The organism is Nonomuraea sp. NPDC059194, from assembly GCF_042754765.1.
GTDB lineage: Bacteria > Actinomycetota > Actinomycetes > Streptosporangiales > Streptosporangiaceae > Nonomuraea.
In genome coordinates, this window is record NZ_JBHZBH010000033.1 from 58,788 (window position 1) to 76,414 (window position 17,627).

The 17,627-nt window shown below is 71.0% G+C and carries 18 protein-coding genes; 3 read left to right on the forward strand and 15 right to left on the reverse strand.

Annotated elements, in window-relative coordinates:
* Positions 1-17: 17 nt before the first annotated feature.
* The 12 genes from ACFXJ8_RS32190 to ACFXJ8_RS32245 form a co-directional block, all read right to left on the reverse strand.
* The gene (locus tag ACFXJ8_RS32190; RefSeq protein ID WP_379647751.1) at positions 18-959 is read right to left on the reverse strand and encodes an ornithine cyclodeaminase family protein; all 942 of its coding nucleotides are present in this window, start codon (positions 957-959) and stop codon (positions 18-20) included.
* A 79-nt stretch (positions 960-1,038) separates the two neighbouring features.
* Positions 1,039-2,001, reverse strand: coding sequence for a proline racemase family protein (locus ACFXJ8_RS32195; RefSeq protein ID WP_379647752.1), 963 nt, complete (start codon positions 1,999-2,001; stop codon positions 1,039-1,041).
* Complete coding sequence (locus tag ACFXJ8_RS32200; RefSeq protein WP_379647753.1) at positions 1,998-2,705, reverse strand: ABC transporter ATP-binding protein; 708 nt, start codon at positions 2,703-2,705, stop codon at positions 1,998-2,000. Before ACFXJ8_RS32200 ends, ACFXJ8_RS32195 begins: the two co-directional genes overlap by 4 nt.
* On the reverse strand, positions 2,698-3,465 hold the full coding sequence (locus tag ACFXJ8_RS32205) for an ABC transporter ATP-binding protein (RefSeq protein WP_379647754.1): 768 nt from the start codon (positions 3,463-3,465) through the stop codon (positions 2,698-2,700). Before ACFXJ8_RS32205 ends, ACFXJ8_RS32200 begins: the two co-directional genes overlap by 8 nt.
* The gene (locus ACFXJ8_RS32210; RefSeq protein ID WP_379647755.1) at positions 3,462-4,439 is read right to left on the reverse strand and encodes a branched-chain amino acid ABC transporter permease; all 978 of its coding nucleotides are present in this window, start codon (positions 4,437-4,439) and stop codon (positions 3,462-3,464) included. Before ACFXJ8_RS32210 ends, ACFXJ8_RS32205 begins: the two co-directional genes overlap by 4 nt.
* The gene (locus tag ACFXJ8_RS32215) at positions 4,436-5,329 is read right to left on the reverse strand and encodes a branched-chain amino acid ABC transporter permease (protein WP_379647756.1); all 894 of its coding nucleotides are present in this window, start codon (positions 5,327-5,329) and stop codon (positions 4,436-4,438) included. The genes ACFXJ8_RS32210 and ACFXJ8_RS32215 overlap by 4 nt, the downstream gene beginning before the upstream one ends.
* Entirely contained in the window at positions 5,326-6,465 is a 1,140-nt protein-coding gene (locus ACFXJ8_RS32220; protein ID WP_379647757.1) for a branched-chain amino acid ABC transporter substrate-binding protein, read from the reverse strand. The genes ACFXJ8_RS32215 and ACFXJ8_RS32220 overlap by 4 nt, the downstream gene beginning before the upstream one ends.
* A gap of 264 nt (positions 6,466-6,729) precedes the next feature.
* Entirely contained in the window at positions 6,730-7,731 is a 1,002-nt protein-coding gene (locus ACFXJ8_RS32225; protein WP_379647758.1) for a proline racemase family protein, read from the reverse strand.
* A gap of 33 nt (positions 7,732-7,764) precedes the next feature.
* Positions 7,765-8,658, reverse strand: a complete 894-nt coding sequence (locus ACFXJ8_RS32230) for a dihydrodipicolinate synthase family protein (RefSeq protein WP_379647759.1) — start codon at positions 8,656-8,658, stop codon at positions 7,765-7,767.
* A complete protein-coding gene (locus ACFXJ8_RS32235; protein ID WP_379647760.1) occupies positions 8,642-10,018 on the reverse strand; it encodes an FAD-dependent oxidoreductase in 1,377 nt (458 codons plus the stop codon). The genes ACFXJ8_RS32230 and ACFXJ8_RS32235 overlap by 17 nt, the downstream gene beginning before the upstream one ends.
* On the reverse strand, positions 10,015-10,257 hold the full coding sequence (locus ACFXJ8_RS32240; RefSeq protein WP_379647761.1) for a (2Fe-2S)-binding protein: 243 nt from the start codon (positions 10,255-10,257) through the stop codon (positions 10,015-10,017). The genes ACFXJ8_RS32235 and ACFXJ8_RS32240 overlap by 4 nt, the downstream gene beginning before the upstream one ends.
* Positions 10,254-11,399, reverse strand: a complete 1,146-nt coding sequence (locus tag ACFXJ8_RS32245; RefSeq protein ID WP_379647762.1) for an NAD(P)/FAD-dependent oxidoreductase — start codon at positions 11,397-11,399, stop codon at positions 10,254-10,256. The genes ACFXJ8_RS32240 and ACFXJ8_RS32245 overlap by 4 nt, the downstream gene beginning before the upstream one ends.
* Before the next feature lie 139 nt (positions 11,400-11,538).
* On the opposite strand from ACFXJ8_RS32245, the gene ACFXJ8_RS32250 reads away from it, so the two are divergent.
* A complete protein-coding gene (locus ACFXJ8_RS32250) occupies positions 11,539-12,477 on the forward strand; it encodes a heme A synthase (RefSeq protein ID WP_379647763.1) in 939 nt (312 codons plus the stop codon).
* Between the two features lie 123 nt (positions 12,478-12,600).
* Here the strand turns inward: ACFXJ8_RS32250 and ACFXJ8_RS32255 are convergent, their stop codons facing one another.
* Positions 12,601-12,729, reverse strand: coding sequence for a hypothetical protein (locus ACFXJ8_RS32255; protein WP_379647764.1), 129 nt, complete (start codon positions 12,727-12,729; stop codon positions 12,601-12,603).
* Positions 12,730-12,788: 59 nt separating this feature from the next.
* On the opposite strand from ACFXJ8_RS32255, the gene ACFXJ8_RS32260 reads away from it, so the two are divergent.
* Complete coding sequence (locus tag ACFXJ8_RS32260) at positions 12,789-13,064, forward strand: ElyC/SanA/YdcF family protein (protein WP_379647765.1); 276 nt, start codon at positions 12,789-12,791, stop codon at positions 13,062-13,064.
* Here the strand turns inward: ACFXJ8_RS32260 and ACFXJ8_RS32265 are convergent.
* Together ACFXJ8_RS32265 and ACFXJ8_RS32270 are read right to left on the reverse strand one after the other, a co-directional pair.
* Positions 13,049-14,266: a PrsW family intramembrane metalloprotease gene (locus tag ACFXJ8_RS32265; RefSeq protein ID WP_379647766.1), complete on the reverse strand. Its 1,218-nt coding sequence runs from the start codon at positions 14,264-14,266 to the stop codon at positions 13,049-13,051. The two genes, ACFXJ8_RS32260 and ACFXJ8_RS32265, sit on opposite strands and share 16 nt — an antisense overlap.
* Positions 14,267-14,319: 53 nt before the next feature.
* Positions 14,320-15,294 carry a heme o synthase gene (locus ACFXJ8_RS32270; protein ID WP_379647767.1) on the reverse strand — a complete coding sequence of 325 codons (975 nt, stop codon included), beginning with the start codon at positions 15,292-15,294 and terminating at the stop codon, positions 14,320-14,322.
* 238 nt (positions 15,295-15,532) lie between these two features.
* Here ACFXJ8_RS32270 and tkt point away from each other — a divergent pair, with 238 nt between their 5' ends.
* The gene (tkt, locus tag ACFXJ8_RS32275) at positions 15,533-17,626 is read left to right on the forward strand and encodes a transketolase (protein ID WP_379647768.1); all 2,094 of its coding nucleotides are present in this window, start codon (positions 15,533-15,535) and stop codon (positions 17,624-17,626) included.
* Position 17,627: the final 1 nt, after the last annotated feature.

Consider the following 17,627-nt stretch of genomic DNA (forward strand, 5'->3'; position numbering starts at 1 on the left):
TCCCTACTTTCGTCCGTTCACTGGGCCCACGCCTCGTACGCTGCCGCCGCGACCACCAGGTCCTCCCACGCCATACCGACGCTCTTGAAGACGCGCGGACCCTCGCCCACGGTGACGCGACCGGTGACCAGGTCGGCCAGGTTGCCCGCGAGATGACCACTGGTGATCGTACCGTCGCGCAAAGGGAGGACCACATCCCCAGCCTCGGCCAGCGCCGCCGTCCTCGCCTCGACGACCAGGGTGGCGCGGGCGACGAGATCGTCGTCGATCTCCCTGGCGTCGGGCTCGTGTGACCCGACGGCAACCACGGTGACGTTGTCGCTGGTGAGCTTACCGGGGAACAAGGGGTTCCTGGAGGTCGTACAGCAGGCGATCAGGTCGGCCTCCTCGACCGTGACCAGCGCGCCGGGCGGCGGCGCGCCCACGGCGGCCGAGGCCGTCAGTCCCGCCTCGGCGCACCGGCGGGCCATCGTGGAGGCACGGTCGTGGTCGCGGCCGACGACCGTGACCCGGTCCACGGGGCGTACCTCGCGCAGCGCCAGCACGTGACCCCAGGCCTGCGGCCCGGTGCCGTAGACCAGCAGGCCGGAGGCGTCGGCGGGCGCGAGGTGCTTGACCGCGAGGGCGGAGACGGCGGGCGTGCGCAGGGCGGTGAGCGCCAGGCCGTCCATGGCCGCCAGCGGCGCCATGGTGTCGCCGTCGAACAGCAGGTAGGTGCCCTGGATCCGGGGCAGGCCGCGCGCGGGGTTGCCGGGCGCGACGGTGACCACCTTGACGCCCGCGTACCGCCCGGCCGCGGCGGGCATGATCAGGAACTCTCCCGCACCCGCCGGGACGGCGGCGCGGGCGGGCGCGCTCTCGGGGTCGAACCCGGCGGCCAGCGCCTCCTCCAGGACGGCGACAGCCCGCCCCATCGGCACCAGCCGCTCCAGGTGTTCGATGTACGGCAGGCCGCTCATCGCCCGGCTCCGCCCGCACCGGAGCCGGTCGGGACCGCAGGCGCGGATCCGGTCCCGACCGGCATGATCGCCAGCTGGCTCATCGCAGCGTGAACCCCGTTCCGATCGGGTCCCGTGGATCGAGCTCGAAGCTGTGCCGACCGGTGCGGTAGGCCATGCCCTCGATCTCCGGAATCACGCCCTCCGCGGTGGTCTCGGCCACCCAGGCGCGGAACGACGAGCCCACGATGCTGTCGTGCGTGAGCGTGAACCCGGCGGGCAGCTCCTCGGCCAGCAGCGCCAGCCGGGCCGCGGTGCCGGAGCCGCACGGCGACCTGTCCACCTCGCCGTCGGCGAAGACGGTGACGTTGCGCTGGTGGGCGGGCCCGATCTCGTCGTAGAAGATCACGCCGTAGATGCCCGACAGGCGTTCGTCCGAGGGGTGCCTGGCCGCCGGGTGGTCGGCGAGCGCGGCCTTGATCCGCCGTCCGTGGGCGATCAGCTCGGTCAGGTGCTCAGGCACCACCGACAGGCCCAGCGACGCGGCGGGCAGCGAGGCGTAGATGGCTCCGCCGTACGAGACGTCGACGGCGGTCCCTTCGACGGGCACGCCGCGCGCGATCACGTAGGAGGGAACGTTCCTGAAGGTCACCGAGGTGATCTCGCCGCCCTCCATGGCCACCCTGGCCGTCACCCTGCCGGAGGGCACGTCGATGACGACGTCGGTGGTGCCGTCGGGGTCGGCCTCGACCAGCCCCTCCTGGACGGCGTGCACGCCCAACGCGATCGTGCCGTGCCCACAGGCGGTGGAGTAGCCGTCCTTGTGCCAGAACAGCACGCCCAGGACGGCGCCCGGGGAGTCGGGCGGCACCAGGAAGCACCCGTACATGTCGGCGTGCCCGCGCGGCTCGTGGCATAGCAGCCGCCGCACCCTGTCGATCTCCTCGCCGGCGAAGGCGGCGGCGCGGCGTTCGAGGACGGACGACCCCTTGATCTCCCCGACCCCGCCGACGACGATCCTGAACGGCTCGCCGCCGGTGTGGTAGTCGATGGTCTGGATCATGCCCCTCCCAGGTAGGCCTCGACGACGCGGGGGTCGGAGCGCAGCGAGTCCGCGGTGCCCGACAGGGTCCCCTGGCCGCTTTCCAGCACGTAGCCCCGGTGGGCGATCTTCAGCGCGGCCGAGGCGTTCTGCTCCACCAGCAGCACGGCCGTGCCCGAGGCGTTGATGTCGGCGATCAGCTCCATCACCTGGGCGACGACCAGCGGCGCCAGGCCCATGGACGGCTCGTCCAGCAGCAGCAGGCGCGGCCCGGTGATCAGCGCGCGGCCGATGGCGAGCATCTGCTGCTCGCCGCCCGACAGCGTGCCGCCCTGCTGGGCGCGGCGCTCGGCCAGGCGGGGCAGCAGGTCGTAGACGCGGTCGATGCGCTTTTTGATCTCCGCCTGGTCGCGCACGAGGTAGCCGCCGAGCTGCAGGTTGTCGTGCACGCTCAGCGTGCTGAAGATCCTGCGGCCCTCGGGGCAGTGGACGAGCCCCCGCTCAGTGATCTTGTGTGCGGCCAGGCCGGTGATGTCCTTGTCCTCGAAGAGGACCTTGCCGCCGCTGGGCCGTACCAGGCCCGAGATCGCCGACAGGGTGGTCGTCTTGCCCGCGCCGTTGTTGCCGAGCAGGGTGACGATCTCGCCGGCGCCGACGGTCAGCGACAGGCCGCGCAGCGCGTGCACGCCGTCGTAGTGGACGTCGAGGTCGCTGATCTCAAGCATGGGCGTCGCTCCCCAGGTAGGCCTCGATGACGGCGGGGTCGCGGCGCACCTCTTCGGGGCGGCCGTCGGCGATCTCCTTGCCGAAGTTGAGGACCACGATGCGTTCGGAGACCTGCATGACCAGCCCCATGTCGTGCTCGATCAGCACGATCGCGACGCCGAGGTCGCGGATGCGCCTGATCAGGTCGAGCATCTCGGCCTTCTCGGCGTGGTTGAGGCCGGCGGCGGGCTCGTCGAGCAGCAGCAGGCGCGGCTTGCGGGCCAGCGCGCGGGCGATCTCGACGCGGCGCTGCTCGCCGTAGGGCAGGTTGCGGGCGGCCGAGTAGCGGTCGCCGCGCAGGCCGACGAAGTCGAGCCAGTGGTTGGCCTCGTCGGTGCACTCGCGCTCGGTGCGGCGGTAGCGCGGGGTGTGCAGCAGCGCGTCGAACACGCTCTGCTTCAGCCACAGGTGGCTGCCCGCGCGGACGTTGTCGAGCACCGACAGCTCGCCGAACAGCCGCAGGTTCTGGAAGGTACGGCTGATGCCGACCCTCGCCACGGCCGAGGGCCGCTTGCCCAGCAGCGACTGCCCGTCGAAGGTGATCGCGCCGCCGGTGGGCCGGTAGAAGCCGGTCACGCAGTTGAAGGCGGAGGTCTTGCCCGCGCCGTTCGGGCCGATGACCGAGACGATCTCGGCCTCGTGCACCGAGAAGCTGAGACCGTCGATGGCCTGCAGCCCGCCGAAGGACAGGCGCAGCTCGCTCACGTCCAGGAGTGTCACTTCAGGGCCTCCTTCGAGCGGGCGGGCCACAGGCCCTGCGGCCTGACGAGCATCACGACGATCAGCAGTACGCCGAAGACGAAGAACCGGTAGTCGGCCACGCCGCGCAGCAGTTCGGGCAGCAGGCTGATGACGATCGCGCCGAGCACGACGCCGGGCACCGAGCCCATGCCGCCGAGCACGACGGCCATCAGGACCAGCGCCGACTGCAGGAAGGTGAAGCTGTTGGGCGAGATGGCCGACAGGTGGCCGGCGAACAGCACGCCCGCCAGACCGCCCCAGACCGCGCCGGCGATGTAGGCGGCCAGCTTGACCCGGTAGGTGTGCACGCCGGTCGCCTCGGCGGCGTCCTCGTCCTCGCGCACGAACCGCATGGCCCTGCCCAGTCGCGACCTGCCCAGGCGCGAGGCGCCGATGATCGCGATGGCGACGATCACCACGGTGATGTAGTAGAAGATCACCGGGTTGTCGTTCAGGCTCGGGATGCCATAGATGCCCGAGGGGCCGCCCGTGACGGGCAGGTTGTTGGCGGTGATGCGGATGATCTCGCCGAAGCCCAGCGTGACGATGGCCAGGTAGTCGCTGCGCAGCCGCAGTGTCGGCGCGCCGATGATGATGCCGGCGATGACCGTGACCACGATGACGGCCGGCACGGTGGCCACCAGCGGCAGGTCGAAGCGGGTGGCCAGGACGCCGCTGGTGTAGGCGCCGACCGCGAAGAAGGCCGCGTAGCCCAGGTCGAGCAGGCCGGTGTAGCCGACCACGATGTTCAGGCCCGAGGCCAGCATCGCGAAGATCGCCGCGCTGGTCATGATGCCCAGCGTGTAGGTGCTGGCGTTGACGAACGGCACCAGCAGCGCGATCAGCAGGCCTGCCAGGCCGACCCAGCGGTTGTCGAACAGCTTCGACAGCCTGGTCTGCGGGCCCTTGGCGCCGAGCTTGCGCGGAGCTTCGGGGGCTTTGGTCTTGTTCACACCCGCTCCGTCACGCGTTCGCCGAGCAGACCCGTCGGTCTCACGGTCAGGAACAGGATCAGCACGCCGAAGGCGAACACGTCCCGCCACTCGCCGCCCAGCCAGTAGGTGCCGAACGACTCCAGCAGGCCGAGCACGAGGCCGCCCAGCATGGTGCCGGGGATGTTGCCGATGCCGCCGATGACGGCCGCGGTGAAGGCCTTCAGCCCGATGATGAAGCCCATCAGGAAGTCGATCTTCCCGTAGTAGGCCCCGGCCATCACGCCCGCGGCGCCCGCCAGCGCGGAGCCGATGAAGAAGGTCCTGGAGATAACGGCGTTGACGTCGATGCCCATGAGCGAGCTGGTGCGCGGGTCGAGGGCGATCGCCCTCATGGCCCTGCCCTCACGGGTCTTGGTGACCAGGAGGTTGAGGCCGACCATGAGGACGACGGCGACGCCGATGAGCACGACCTGCTGCAGGGTGAATCTGGCGCCGAACAGCTCGATCGAGGTGCCGCCGAGCCGTACGGGGTAGACCTTGGGGTCGGGCCCGGCGACGGCGCGCATGCCGTACTCGATGGCGAAGGACGCGCCGACGGCGGTGATGAGCAGCGACAGGCGCGGGGCCCCGCGGAGCGGGCGGTAGGCCACCCGCTCCAGGACCACGCCCGCCAGGCCGGTGCTCACCATGGTCAGCAGCAGGACGGCCAGCAGCACCGGCAGCGTCATCGCCGGGGAGACCCCGCCCAGCGCGGACAGGACGGCGAAGCCGCTGAACGCGCCGAGCATGTAGAGGTCGCCGTGAGCGAAGTTGAGCAGCTTGATGATGCCGTAGACCATGCTGTAGCCCAGCGCCACCAGAGCGTAGAACGATCCGACGAACAGGCCGTTCCAGACGAGCTGCGTCATGAGAGCGTGTCCTGTAGGGCGAACTTGTCACCCTTCCACACCAGGATCTGGAAACCGCCGGTGGAAAGCGTGTGCTCGGGGGTGAACTTCAGCGGGCCCGAGAACATCTGGAAGCCGCTGATCCCCTCCAGTGCCGAGATCACCTTGGCGCCCTCGGTGGAGCCCGCCTTGGTGATCGCCTCGGCGGCCAGGCGCACGGCGTCGTAGGCCTGGTTGGAGTAGGGGCCGGGAGCCGAGCCGAACTTCTTGGTGTAGTTGTCGATCCAGCCCTTGGCGTTGGGCAGCGTGTCAGGGATGGGGGTCATGGTGGCGTAGACGCCCTCGGCCTCAGCGCCGGCGATCTCACCCAGCTTGGAAGAGACCGAGCCGTCGGCGACCATGATCGAGCCCTTGAACCCCGCCTGGCGCAGCTGCCTGATGATCAGGCCGCCCTCCTGGAAGTAGCCCGTCCAGTAGACGAAGTCGGGCTTCTTCGTCAGGACGTTGTGGATGTTGGCGCTGTAGTCGCTCTCCTTGGGCGTGACCGCCTCGGTGATGACCGCCTTGTCGCCCAGCAGCGGCTGCGTGCGGACGGCGATGTCCTTGGAGTAGCTGGTGTTGTCGTGCATGAGCGCGACCTTGGTGGCGCCCTGCTTGGTGATCCACTTGGCGGCGGACTCGGCCTGCTGGGTGCCGGTGCCGTTGATCAGGAAGACGTGCTTGAGCTTCTGGTCGACCAGTTCCTGCGAGTTGGCGGCAGGGATGATCATGGGAATGTTCGCCTTGCCGAACACCGGCAGGGTCGGCAGCGTGGCGCCCGAGCAGTAGCCGCCGATGGACACCTCGACGCCCTCGGTGACCACCTTGTTGGCGGCGGCGACGGCCGTCTGGGCGTCGCAGGCGTCGTCGGCGGCCTTGAGCTCCAGCTGCCGTCCGAGGACACCGCCCTTGGCGTTGATCTCATCGATGGCCAGCTGTGCCGCGTTGGTCATATAGGGTCCGATCGCGGCCTCGCTGCCCGACTGCGGGACGAGCATGCCCAGACGGATGGGGCCCTTGGCCTCCTGCTGGGCGCCTCCATCGCCAAGAAGGCCCTGTCCGCAACCCGCCAGCATCATTGCTGCCGCGGCCAGGGAGACGACGTGCGTCTTACGCATGAGACTCTCCTCACGTGAGTGATGTGTGACATCACACCGACGTGCTCGGGCACAGGTCAAGCGCCGAGACCAGACCGTTAACGACCTAACACGCAGGTGAAACGTCAAGAGAGGTGCGGGTGTGAATCCCGGGCCTCAGAGTGAAATAGCAGGGTAGTGGGCAGAGCGGCAACACCCCCTTCGCCGTACGGCTGCCCGCCGTCTCCCACGGTAGGCGCACCGGCTCGGCCGCTCCCCCGCGGGGAGCGGCGCGGGGCCGCCAGGTCAGAGGATGAAGCCCTCGGGGAACGGGTCACGAGGGTCGAGGAAGTACTGCGCGGTCCCGGTGACCCACGCCCTGCCGGTGATGGTCGGCACCACGGCCGGCAGCCCTCCGACGCTCGTCTGCTCCACCAGCCGGCCCACGAAGCGGGTGCCGATGAAGGACTCATTGACGAAGTCGGTGTCCATCGCCAGCTCGCCCCTGGCGTGCAGCTGGGCCATCCTGGCGCTGGTGCCGGTGCCGCACGGCGACCTGTCGAACCAGCCCGGATAGATCGCCATCGCGTGCCTGGAGTGCTCGGCCGTCGAGCCGGGCGCCGCGAAGTAGACGTGGTGGCAGCCCCTGATCCGGTCGTCCTCGCGGTGCACCGGCTCGTCGGCCTCGTTGATGGCCGCCATCGTGGCCAGCCCTGCGGCGAGGATCTCGTTCTTGGCCGCCCGGTCGAAGGGCAGCTTGTAGGAGTCGAGGTCCACGATGGCGTAGAAGTTGCCGCCGTAGGCCAGGTCGTAGCGGACCTCGCCGAAGCCCGGCACCTCCACCACCGCGTCCAGCCTGTCGCTGTAGGCGGGCACGTTGCGCAGGGTCACCGACTCGGCGGCGCCGTCCTTCACCGCCACGTCCACGACGACCAGCCCCGCGGGCACCTCGAGGCGGACGGTGGTGACCGGTTCGACGACCTCCACCATCCCCGTCTCCACCAGTACGGTGGCCACGCCGATCGTGCCGTGGCCGCACATCGGCAGGTAGCCGGAGACCTCGATGAACAGCACGCCCCAGTCCGCATCGGGCCTGGTGGGCGGTTGCAGGATGGCCCCGCTCATCGCCGAGTGGCCGCGCGGCTCGTTCATGAGCAGCTGCTTGATGTGGTCGAAGTGCTCGCGGAAGTACAGGCGGCGCTCGGCCATGCTGTTGCCGGGGATCACGCCGACGCCGCCGACGACGACCCTGGTCGGCATGCCCTCGGTGTGGGAGTCGACGGCGTGGAAGACGCGCTTGGATCTCATGGGCGTCCAGCCTTCCTCATCGCTCGCTCTCTCCTACCGCAGGCCCTCGGCGAGGGCCTTCTCGGTCGCGGCCCGCACGATCGCCGCCTGCTCGTCGGTCAGCGGCAGCCTGGGCGCCCTGCAGGGGCCGCCGTGCCTGCCCGCCACGTCCATGGACAGCTTGATGGCCTGGACGAACTCGGTCTTGGAGTCCCAGCGCAGCAGCGGGTGCAACTGCCGGTAGAGCGGCAGCGCCGTCTCCAGGTCGTGGGCCATGGCGGCCCGGTAGAGGGCGACGCTGGCGGCGGGCAGCGCGTTGGGGTATCCGGCCACCCATCCCTTGGCGCCGGCGAGCGCCACCTCCAGCACCACGTCGTCGGAGCCGATGAGCACGTCGAGGCCGGGAGCGAGCTCGGCGATCTCGTAGGCGCGCCGCACGTCGCCGGTGAACTCCTTGACGCCCACGATCAGGCCCTCCTCAAACAGCCGGGCCAGCATGGCGGGCGTGAGGTCGACCTTGGTGTCCAAGGGGTTGTTGTAGGCGACGATCGGCAGGCCGGCCTTGGCGACCTCCCTGTAGTGGTCGAGGACGATCCGCTCGTCGGCCCGGTAGGCGTTGGGCGGCAGGAGCATGACGCTCTCGCAGCCGGCCTCGCCCGCCTGCTCGGCCCAGCGGCGCGACTCGGCGGCGCCGTAGGCGGCGATGCCCGGCATCACGTTGCGTCCGCCGATGGCCCGCACCGCGGTCTCGACGGTCTTGGCACGTTCCTCCGCCGACAGCGTCTGGTACTCGCCGAGCGAGCCGTTGACGGCCACGCCGTCACAGCCGTGCTCGACCAGCCATCGGCAGTGCTCGGCGAACCCGTCGAAGTCGATCGACAGGTCCTCGCGCAGCGGGAGGGCCGTGGCGACCATGATCCCGTGCCACGGCTTAGCGCGGTTGCTCATCTTCAATCCTCTCCAGACAGCCGAGGGTGATCGGCTGGGCAATGGGACGGCGGGGGGCTTGGGTGGCCGGCTCGCCCGACAGGCACGAGACGGCGTAGCCGCAGATGCGGCCCTGGCACCAGCCCATTCCTGGGCGGGCCAGCAGCTTGACCGACCGCGCGTCGTTCGCGCCCAGCTCCAGGGCCTCGCGGACCCTGGCCATGGGCACCTCCTCGCAACGGCAGATCAGGGTGTCGTCGGCGAGCCAGTCCTGCCAGCCGGGCCGGACGGGGTAGGCCTGCTGGAGCGCGTCGGCGAAGGCCCGCAGGCGTTCGGCGCGTCTCTGCAGCACCCCTGGCACGTGGCCGGTGGAGCCGCCGGGGAAGGCGAGATCGTGGGCGATGGTGAGGCCGGCGATGCGGCCCTCCAGCTCCGACAGGGCGGCGCCGCCGACGCCTGTGGGCTCGCCGGCGGCGTAGACGTGGGCGACGGTGGTGCGCTGGGCGGCGTCGACCGCGACGACGGGGCTGCCGTCGGGCGAGTGGGCGGTCGCACAGCCCAGCTGGACGGCCAGCTCGATCTGCGGGACGAAGCCGTAGCCGGTCGCGACCGCGTCGCACTCGACGGTGCGGGTCGACAGGATGCGCCAGTCGGGATCGAGGCGGGCGAGCGTGACGTGCGTGACCGCGGTGGTGCCGTGGGCGGCGACCACCGCGTGCCGGCTCCGGTACGGCACGCGCCGCCTGGCGAGCGCGGCCCCGTAGCTCACGGCTTCGCCCGCCTTGCCCGCGGCCAGCAGCGGATGCCTGGCCAGCCCGAACAGGCCGTTGGCCTCGTAGACGCCCGCGACCGAGGCGCCGGCCGCGGCCAGCCCCGCGGCGACGGGCAGCAGGAAGGGCCCGGTGCCGGAGACGACCACGCGCCGCCCCGCCAGCACGCCGTTGCCCTTCAGCAGGGCCTGCGCTCCTCCGGCGGTGAACACGCCGGGCAGGTCCCAGCCGGGGAACGGCAGCGGCCGGTCGTGCGCGCCCGTGGCGATGAGCAGGGCGCGGCAGGTGATGGTGAAGGGGCGCTCGTCCCGCCCCTCCAAGCAGTGGATCGTGAAGATGCCGTCGTCGTCCTGCTCGACGGCCCACACCTTGTGGCCGAGCCGCACCTCGGCTTTCGACTCCAGGGCCCTCGCCTCCAGGGCACGGCACTGCCGTACGAACCGGTCGGCGCCCTGGCCGGAGGGCCGCCCGCCGGCCTGGTGGCGGAAGTACTGGCCGCCCAGGCGCAGGCCCGAGTCGACCAGCACCACGCGGGCGCCGCTCTGGGCGGCGCTCAGCGCGCCGGCGACGCCCGCAGGGCCGCCCCCGATGACCGCGAGGTCGTAGGTCATGAGGTCGTCACCTCGTCTCCGGGCATCGCCTCGACCAGGCAGGCCCGCTGGGACTCGCGCCCGTTGACGGTGACCAGGCAGTCGAAGCACACGCCGATCCCGCAGAACAGGCCGCGCGGCCGGCCGCCGTGCCTGGTGGTGCGCCACGAGGTGATGCCCGCGGCGTGCAGGGCGGCGCCGACGGACTGACCGGGGATGACCGGCACCGGCCTGCCGTCCACGGTGATCTCGAAGCTCACGCGAACCTCCCTGGGCTGAACGGGGTGAGGTCGAGGTCGGTGCCCTCCCCGCCCAGCAGCTGGGCGAGCAGGTACCCGGTGGCGGGCGCCAGGCCGATGCCCGCGCCCTCGTGGCCGCAGGCGTGCAGCAGGCCGGGCACGCGCGGGTCCTCGCCGATGACGGGCAGGTGGTCGGGGCAGTACGGCCGGAAGCCGCAGTAGGACCTGATCACCCGCTTGTCGCGCAGTACCGGGAACAGCGCGGTGGCCTGGGCGGCGAGCCTGCGCAGCACGGGGATCGAGGTGGTGCGGTCGAAGCCGACGCGCTCCCTGCTGGCTCCGATGAGCACGCTGCCCGCGGGCGTGCCCTCGACGACGGCGGAGGTCTCCAGGTCTGCCGAGTCGCTGGCGACGTTCGTCACGTAGGCGGCGGTGTAGACCTTGTGCCTGATGAGCGGCTCGGCGAGCGGTTCGGTGACGAGGATGAAGCCGCGCCGGGGCAGGACCGGCAGTTCGACCCCCGCCATGGCGGCGATCTCCCCGCCCCACGTGCCTGCGGCGTTGACGACCGCGCCGCCGATGATGTCGCCGTGGTCGGTGCGCACGCCGGTGACCCTGCCGCCTTCAGAAGGGCCGTCCTCGCGCAGGAATCCGGTGACGGTGACGCCCGTGCGCAGCCGCAGCGTCCCCCGGCCGAAGCTCTCGGCGCCGTGCCGCAGGAGCTGGGCGGCGGCCAGCATGGGCTGCACCTGGGCGTCCTGCGGGTAGTAGACGCCGCCCGCCAGGTCGTCGGCCAGGTGCGGCTCGTAGCCGCGCAGCCGGTCGGCGGGGACCACGGTGTGTTCCACGCCCTGCTTGCCCGCCAGCGCGACCAGCTGCCGCTGGATCTCCTCGGTCTCGGCGACGACGAGGCCGCCCTTGGCCTCGAACTCGAACCCGCCGTGCCCGGCCAGCTCCCGCCACAGGCGGTTGGACAGCAGGGCCAGGTCGAGTTCGGGTCCCGGCTCCTTGTCGGAGACCAGCACGTTGCCTTCGCCCGCGCCCGTGGTGCCGCCCGCTACCGGCCCGCGGTCCAGGACTGTCACGTCCATGCCCGCGGCGGCCGCGTAGTAGGCGCACGCCGCGCCGACGACGCCGGCGCCGATGACGATCACGTCGGACATCGTCCGCTCTCACCTCCGGTCAGTAATATGTCACATAGTTAGTCGCGCCGTCCAGCGGCCCGTCTCGAGGATCACTACCCCCGACCTGCGGGTGGTCTCGAATGCGGGACCGCACACCCCGCCCCATACCATCGATGACGTGAAATCCTTCTGGCCGCCGACCGCCCGTTCCATGTCCCTGTGGGCTCTGCTCGGCGTGATCGCCAACGCCGGGATCACCGTCACGGGCGTGGCGGTGCGGGTCACGGGCTCCGGTCTCGGCTGCCCCACCTGGCCGCGGTGCACGCCCGACAGTTTCATCCCGGTCGCGCACCCCGAGCACAGCTGGTTCAACATGTCGGTGGAGTTCGGCAACCGCCTGTTCACCTTCCTGGTCCTGGCCGTGGGCGCGATGTGCCTGCTGACGGCATGGCGGCTGCGGCCGCGCCGCCCCGACCTGGTGCGGCTGGCGTGGCTGCAGCCCGCGGGCGTCCTGGCCCAGGCGCTGTGGGGCGGCCTGGTGGTGCGCTCGATGCTCCACCCGGTCACGGTCAGCGTCCACTTCCTGATCTCCATCGGGCTGATCGCGGGCTGCTGGGCGCTGTACGCCCGCTCGCGCGAGGGCGACGCCCCCGCCAGGCGCGTCGTCCACCGCGACATCCGCAAGCTCGGTTACGTGCTGGTGGCCGCGGTCGCCGTGCTCCTGGTCGCGGGCGTCGTGGTCACCGGCACGGGCCCCCACTCGGGCGACGAGCTGGCCAGCCGCTTCGACTTCGACATCGAGACCGTGGCCAGGCTGCACGCCGACATCGTCTACGTCGTCGTCGGCCTCACCTTCGCCCTGCTGTTCGCGCTCCACGTCACCGACGCCCCCAAGGCAGCCCGCAGAGCCGCATGGACACTGCTGCTGATCGAGCTTGCCCAGGGCGCGATCGGTTACATCCAGTACTTCCTGGCGGTGCCCGCCTTCCTGGTCGGCCTGCACGTGCTCGGCGCGACGCTGGTGTGGATCGGCACGCTGCGCGTGGTCACCAGCCTCAGGGTCCGCGAGCAGCTGCCCGCCGCCGCCCCCGCGCCCGCCGTGCCCCTCCCCCACTGATCGCCCACCCCCGCTGTGGGGGTGTATGGCACGATTGGTCCGCCACTCCCCCACCGGCGGAAGGTGCGCTTTCATGCCGTTTGCCCGCTCCATCGGGGTTTCCCGTACGGCGCTGCGCCGCGCCTACCAGGCGGCCGTGGCGCTGAGCGTGGTGGCGATCACCCCGTTGACCTGGGTCTGGCTGGGCAGCGACGACCGCCGCGTGGTGGCCGGCACGCCGGGCTGGCTGCAGGAGGTCCCCGCCTCCGGCACCGCGCTCGTCCTCGGCGCCGGGGCGCGACTACGCGGGCTTCGACACCTGGGACTCGTGCGTGCGGGCCCGCCAGGTCTTCGGCGCTCGCGAGGTCACCGTGGTCACGCAGGTCTTCCACCTGCCGCGGGCGGTCACGCTGTGCCGTACCGCGGGCATGGAGGCCTTCGGCGTGGGCGACGACTCCACCAAGCAGTGGGCGACGGCCACCTACGCCGCGGCCGCCCGTGAGTTCTTCGCCGCCGCCAAGGCGCTGGCCGACGTCACGCTCGGCACGCAGCCGATCTTCCCCGGGCCGCGGGAGACCTCACTCCTCGAGGCTCAGAGCGGCCACTGACCTTCGCTGGACGACGCGGGGGCGCCGGGCGCGTAACCGGGCGGTGGAGTGCCGTGGGCGGCCGCTCTGGCGTGGCGCTCGGGCACGGGGAAACCCGCCCTGGCCGCGCTCATGCACTCCAGCAGTGCCCGCTGCTCCTCGTGGAAGGTCTGGTCGTCGACGATGTGCCTGGCGGCCCGCTCGTGCAGCAGCCCGAGCTCGGTGGCGGCCAGCTGGTAGTCGCTCATCGCGCGCAGCCCCGCCTTGCCGCCGTGGGCCCTGGCCCACTGCCTGGCCTGCCTGCGCCGCGACAGCGCCGACAGCATGTAGATGTCGGCCGCGTCGACCAGCCTGGTCGGCTCGTAGGGCGGCAGGTAGCGCTGCAGCAGGGCGACGATGCGGCGCCGGTCGCGGATGACCACGCCGATGAGCACGAACAGCACGACCAGCAGCACCAGGTAGGCGATCACCAGGCCGAAGAAGCCGCCGTAGGAGGCCAGCCCGTTCCACATGCCGTGCAGCAGCATCGCGCCGATCCAGCCCGCGAGGATGACCAGGGCCCGGTCGGAGCCGGTGCGCCTGGCGGCATAGGCGACGGCCACGCCGGTCATCGAGGTGAACAGCGGGTGCGCGAACGGCGACAGGATGCCGCGCAGCACGACCGTCACCGCCAGCCCCTGCACGCCGAGCTGGTCCTGGGCGGCGATGTAGTAGCTGACGTTCTCCGTCATGGCGAAGCCGAGGCCGACCATGCTGGCGTAGATGATGCCGTCGGTGGGCCCGTCGAGCTCGGCGCGCCTGAACCTGAGCAGGCCGAGCAGCACCAGGCCCTTCATCGTCTCCTCGACGACGGGGGCGCCGAAGGTCGCGGCGATGTTGCGCGCGCTGGCCGCCGACAGGCCCACGGTGTCGGTGATGTAGTGCAGGTTGAGCGAGTTGACCAGGCCCGCCACCAGGACGGCGATGCCCGCGCCCCAGGCGTAGGCGAAGACCAGGTTGCTGCGCGGCTCGGGCTCCATCCGGTCGAGCGCGAGCACGGCCGCCAGCAGCAGCGGCACCGGAGCCATCGCCAGCACGAGCGCGACGAGGAACTGCACGGGCGCGCCGTTGAGCACGTCGAAGGAGAACGACACCAGAGCGCAGATGCCGGCCAGCACCAGGCCCGCGATCAATCCGGACGACGGGCGGTCCTTGAACACCCAGCGTGGATCACGGGTCTTCATACGGTGACTGTAACGGATCGCCATGGGGCTGTCCTTCCCACTTCGGGAGCGGGTCAGGCCAGCAGGGGATCGATCGCCACCGCGAGGAACAGCAGCGCCAGGTAGGCGTTTGACCAGTGGAAGAAGCGCATCGGGCGCAGGTCGACGCCGCTCTTGCCGGCGTTGAGCCGACCGAGCAGGCGGTAGATCTCCACCAGGCAGAACGCGCCGAGCACGACGGCGACCAGCGGGTAGAGCAGCGTGGTGCCGGCCACCGGCCACAGCAGCAGCGAGCAGGCCACGGTGGCCCAGGTGTAGGCGATGGACTCCAGCACGACCCGGCGCTCGGTGGCCACGACGGGCAGCATCGGGATCGAGGCCGCCGCGTAGTCCTCCTTGTAGCGCATCGCCAGTGTCCAGGTGTGCGGCGGCGTCCAGAAGAACACGACGCCGAACAGCACGAGAGGTGTCCACTCCAGGCCGCCGGTGATGCCGGCCCAGCCGATGACGACGGGCATGCAGCCGGCCAGGCCGCCCCACACGATGTTCTGCGACGTGCGGCGCTTGAGGATCAACGAGTAGACGAAGACGTAGAACAGGATCGCCGACAGGTTGAGCGCCGCCGCCAGCAGGTTGGTGGTGATCCACATGCCGGCGACGGACAGGACGCCGAGGACGATGCCGAAGACGAGCGCCGCGCGCGGGCTGACCTGGTGCCTGGCCAGCGGCCGCTTGCGGGTGCGGCGCATCTTCACGTCGATGTCGCGGTCGATGTAGCAGTTGAGCGCGTTGGCACTGCCGGCCGACAGGGTCCCGAAGACCATGACGGACAGGGCCTTCCACAGCGGTGGCAGGCCGCCCGCGGCCAGGAACATCACCGGCAGCGTCGTGATCAGGAGCAGCTCGATGACCCGCGGCTTGGTCAGCGCGACGTACGCCTTGACGACCGCGGCGAGCGAGCGCGGCCCGGCGGCCGCCGCGGGGGACCCGGGGGGGCCGTCGGTGGGCGCGGCCTCGGCCGGCGTTTGCCTGTTCGTGAGCACCGTCAAGGCGCTTCCAGCGAGTGCGGAGTCAACGCGTAACCTCTGAAGAGAGCGGAACCGTGGACGTCGAGCACCAGACGTCCTGCGAACAAACAAACTGTAGTCGCAGGGTGAGCCGGTCCGGCCAATGGGGGCACCGGGGGCCGGGTTGGTCCACTCCGGCAAGGTCCACTCAGTTAGGGTCAGTGTGGGCGGGAAAAGCCACCAGCACCACCATGACAACGAGATTCCGGAGATCGAGCAGTTGAGCACCTTTGAATGGACCGACCTCGACAAGAAGGCGGTCGACGTCGTCCGAGCCCTGGCGATGGACGCGGTCGAGAAAGTGGGCTCCGGGCACCCGGGCACCGCGATGAGCCTGGCGCCCGCGGCGTACCTGCTCTTCCAGCGGACCATGCGCCACGACCCCACGGACGCCACGTGGGTGGGTCGTGACCGTTTCGTGCTGTCGTGCGGCCACTCCAGCCTGACCCTCTACATCCAGCTCTACCTGTCGGGTTACGGCCTGACGCTCGAGGACATCGAGCGCCTGCGCAGCTGGGGCAGCCGCACGCCCGGCCACCCCGAGCACGGCCACACCGTCGGCGTCGAGACCACCACGGGCCCGCTGGGCCAGGGCATCGGCAACGCGGTCGGCATGGCGATGGCCGCCCGCCGCGAGCGCGGCCTGTTCGACCCAGACGCCGAGCCCGGCGCCAGCCCCTTCGACCACCACATCTGGTGCATCGCCTCCGAGGGTGACATCGAGGAGGGCATCAGCCACGAGGTCAGCGCACTGGCCGGGCACCAGAAGCTCGGCAACCTGACCGTGCTGTTCGACTCCAACCACATCTCCATCGAGGACGACACCGCGATCGCGCTGTCGGAGGACGTGGTCAAGCGTTACGAGGCCTACGGCTGGCACGTGCAGACCGTCGACTGGACCCAGACCGGCGAGTACGTCGAGGACGTCCAGGCCCTGCACGACGCGCTCGAGGCGGCCCGCGCCGAGACCGGAAGGCCCTCCTTCATCAGGCTGCGCACCATCATCGGCTGGCCTGCCCCCAACAAGCAGAACACCGGCAAGATCCACGGTTCCGCGCTGGGCGAGGACGAGGTCGCCGCCACCAAGACGATCCTCGGGATGGACCCGGCGCGGACCTTCGACGTGCCCGCCGGGGTGCTGGCGCACGCCCGCCAGGTCGCCGAGCGCGGGCGCGCCGCCCACGCCGAGTGGGAGAAGTCCTACGCCGACTGGCGCCTGGCCAACCCGGAGCGGGCCGAGGAGTTCGACCGCATCTCCGAGCGCGAGCTGCCCAACGGCTGGGCCAAGGTGCTGCCGACCTTCGAGATCGGCTCGTCGATCTCCACCCGCAAGGCCTCGGGCGAGGTGCTCAGCGCGCTGGCCCCGGTGCTTCCCGAGCTGTGGGGCGGCTCGGCCGACCTGGCCGAGTCGAACAACACCACGATGAAGGGCGAGCCGTCCTTCATCCCCGAGGAGTACCAGACCAAGGAGTTCCCCGGTAACCCCTACGGCCGCACGCTCCACTTCGGCATCCGCGAGCACGGCATGGGCGCCATCCTCAACGGCATCGCCCTGCACGGCGGCACCCGTCCCTACGGCGGCACCTTCCTGGTCTTCTCCGACTACATGCGGCCGGCCGTACGGCTGGCGGCGCTGATGAAGCTGCCGGTCACCTACGTGTGGACCCACGACTCCATCGGTCTCGGCGAGGACGGCCCCACGCACCAGCCGGTCGAGCACCTGTGGGCGCTGCGCGCCATCCCCGGCCTCGACGTGGTGCGTCCCGCCGACGCCAACGAGACGGCCGCGGCCTGGAAGGCCATCCTGAAGCACGGCGACCGCCCGGCCGCGCTCACTCTGACCCGGCAGAACCTGCCGGTGTTCGAGGGCACCAACGCCGAGGGCGTGGCCAGGGGCGGCTACGTGCTGCGCGAGGCCTCCACCAGGCAGCCGCAGGCGGTGCTGATCGCGACCGGCAGCGAGGTCGAGATCGCCGTCGCGGCGCGCGACCTGCTGGAGGCCGAGGGAATTCCCACGCGGGTCGTCTCGATGCCGTGTGTCGAATGGTTCCACGGGCAGGATGACGCTTACCGGGAGCGGGTGCTGCCCCCGACCGTCAAGGCCCGCGTCGCCGTCGAGGCGGGAATCGCGCTGGGCTGGCGGGAGTTCGTTGGAGAGGCGGGCGAAGTTGTCAGCCTTGAGCACTTCGGCGCGTCGGCGCCGTACAGGACGCTGTACCAGCAGTTCGGCCTCACCGCCGAGCGGGTCGCGGCCGCGGCCAAGGCCAGCCTCGCCAAGCTGGGGTACGACAAGGGCGAGACGACGGGAAACTAGG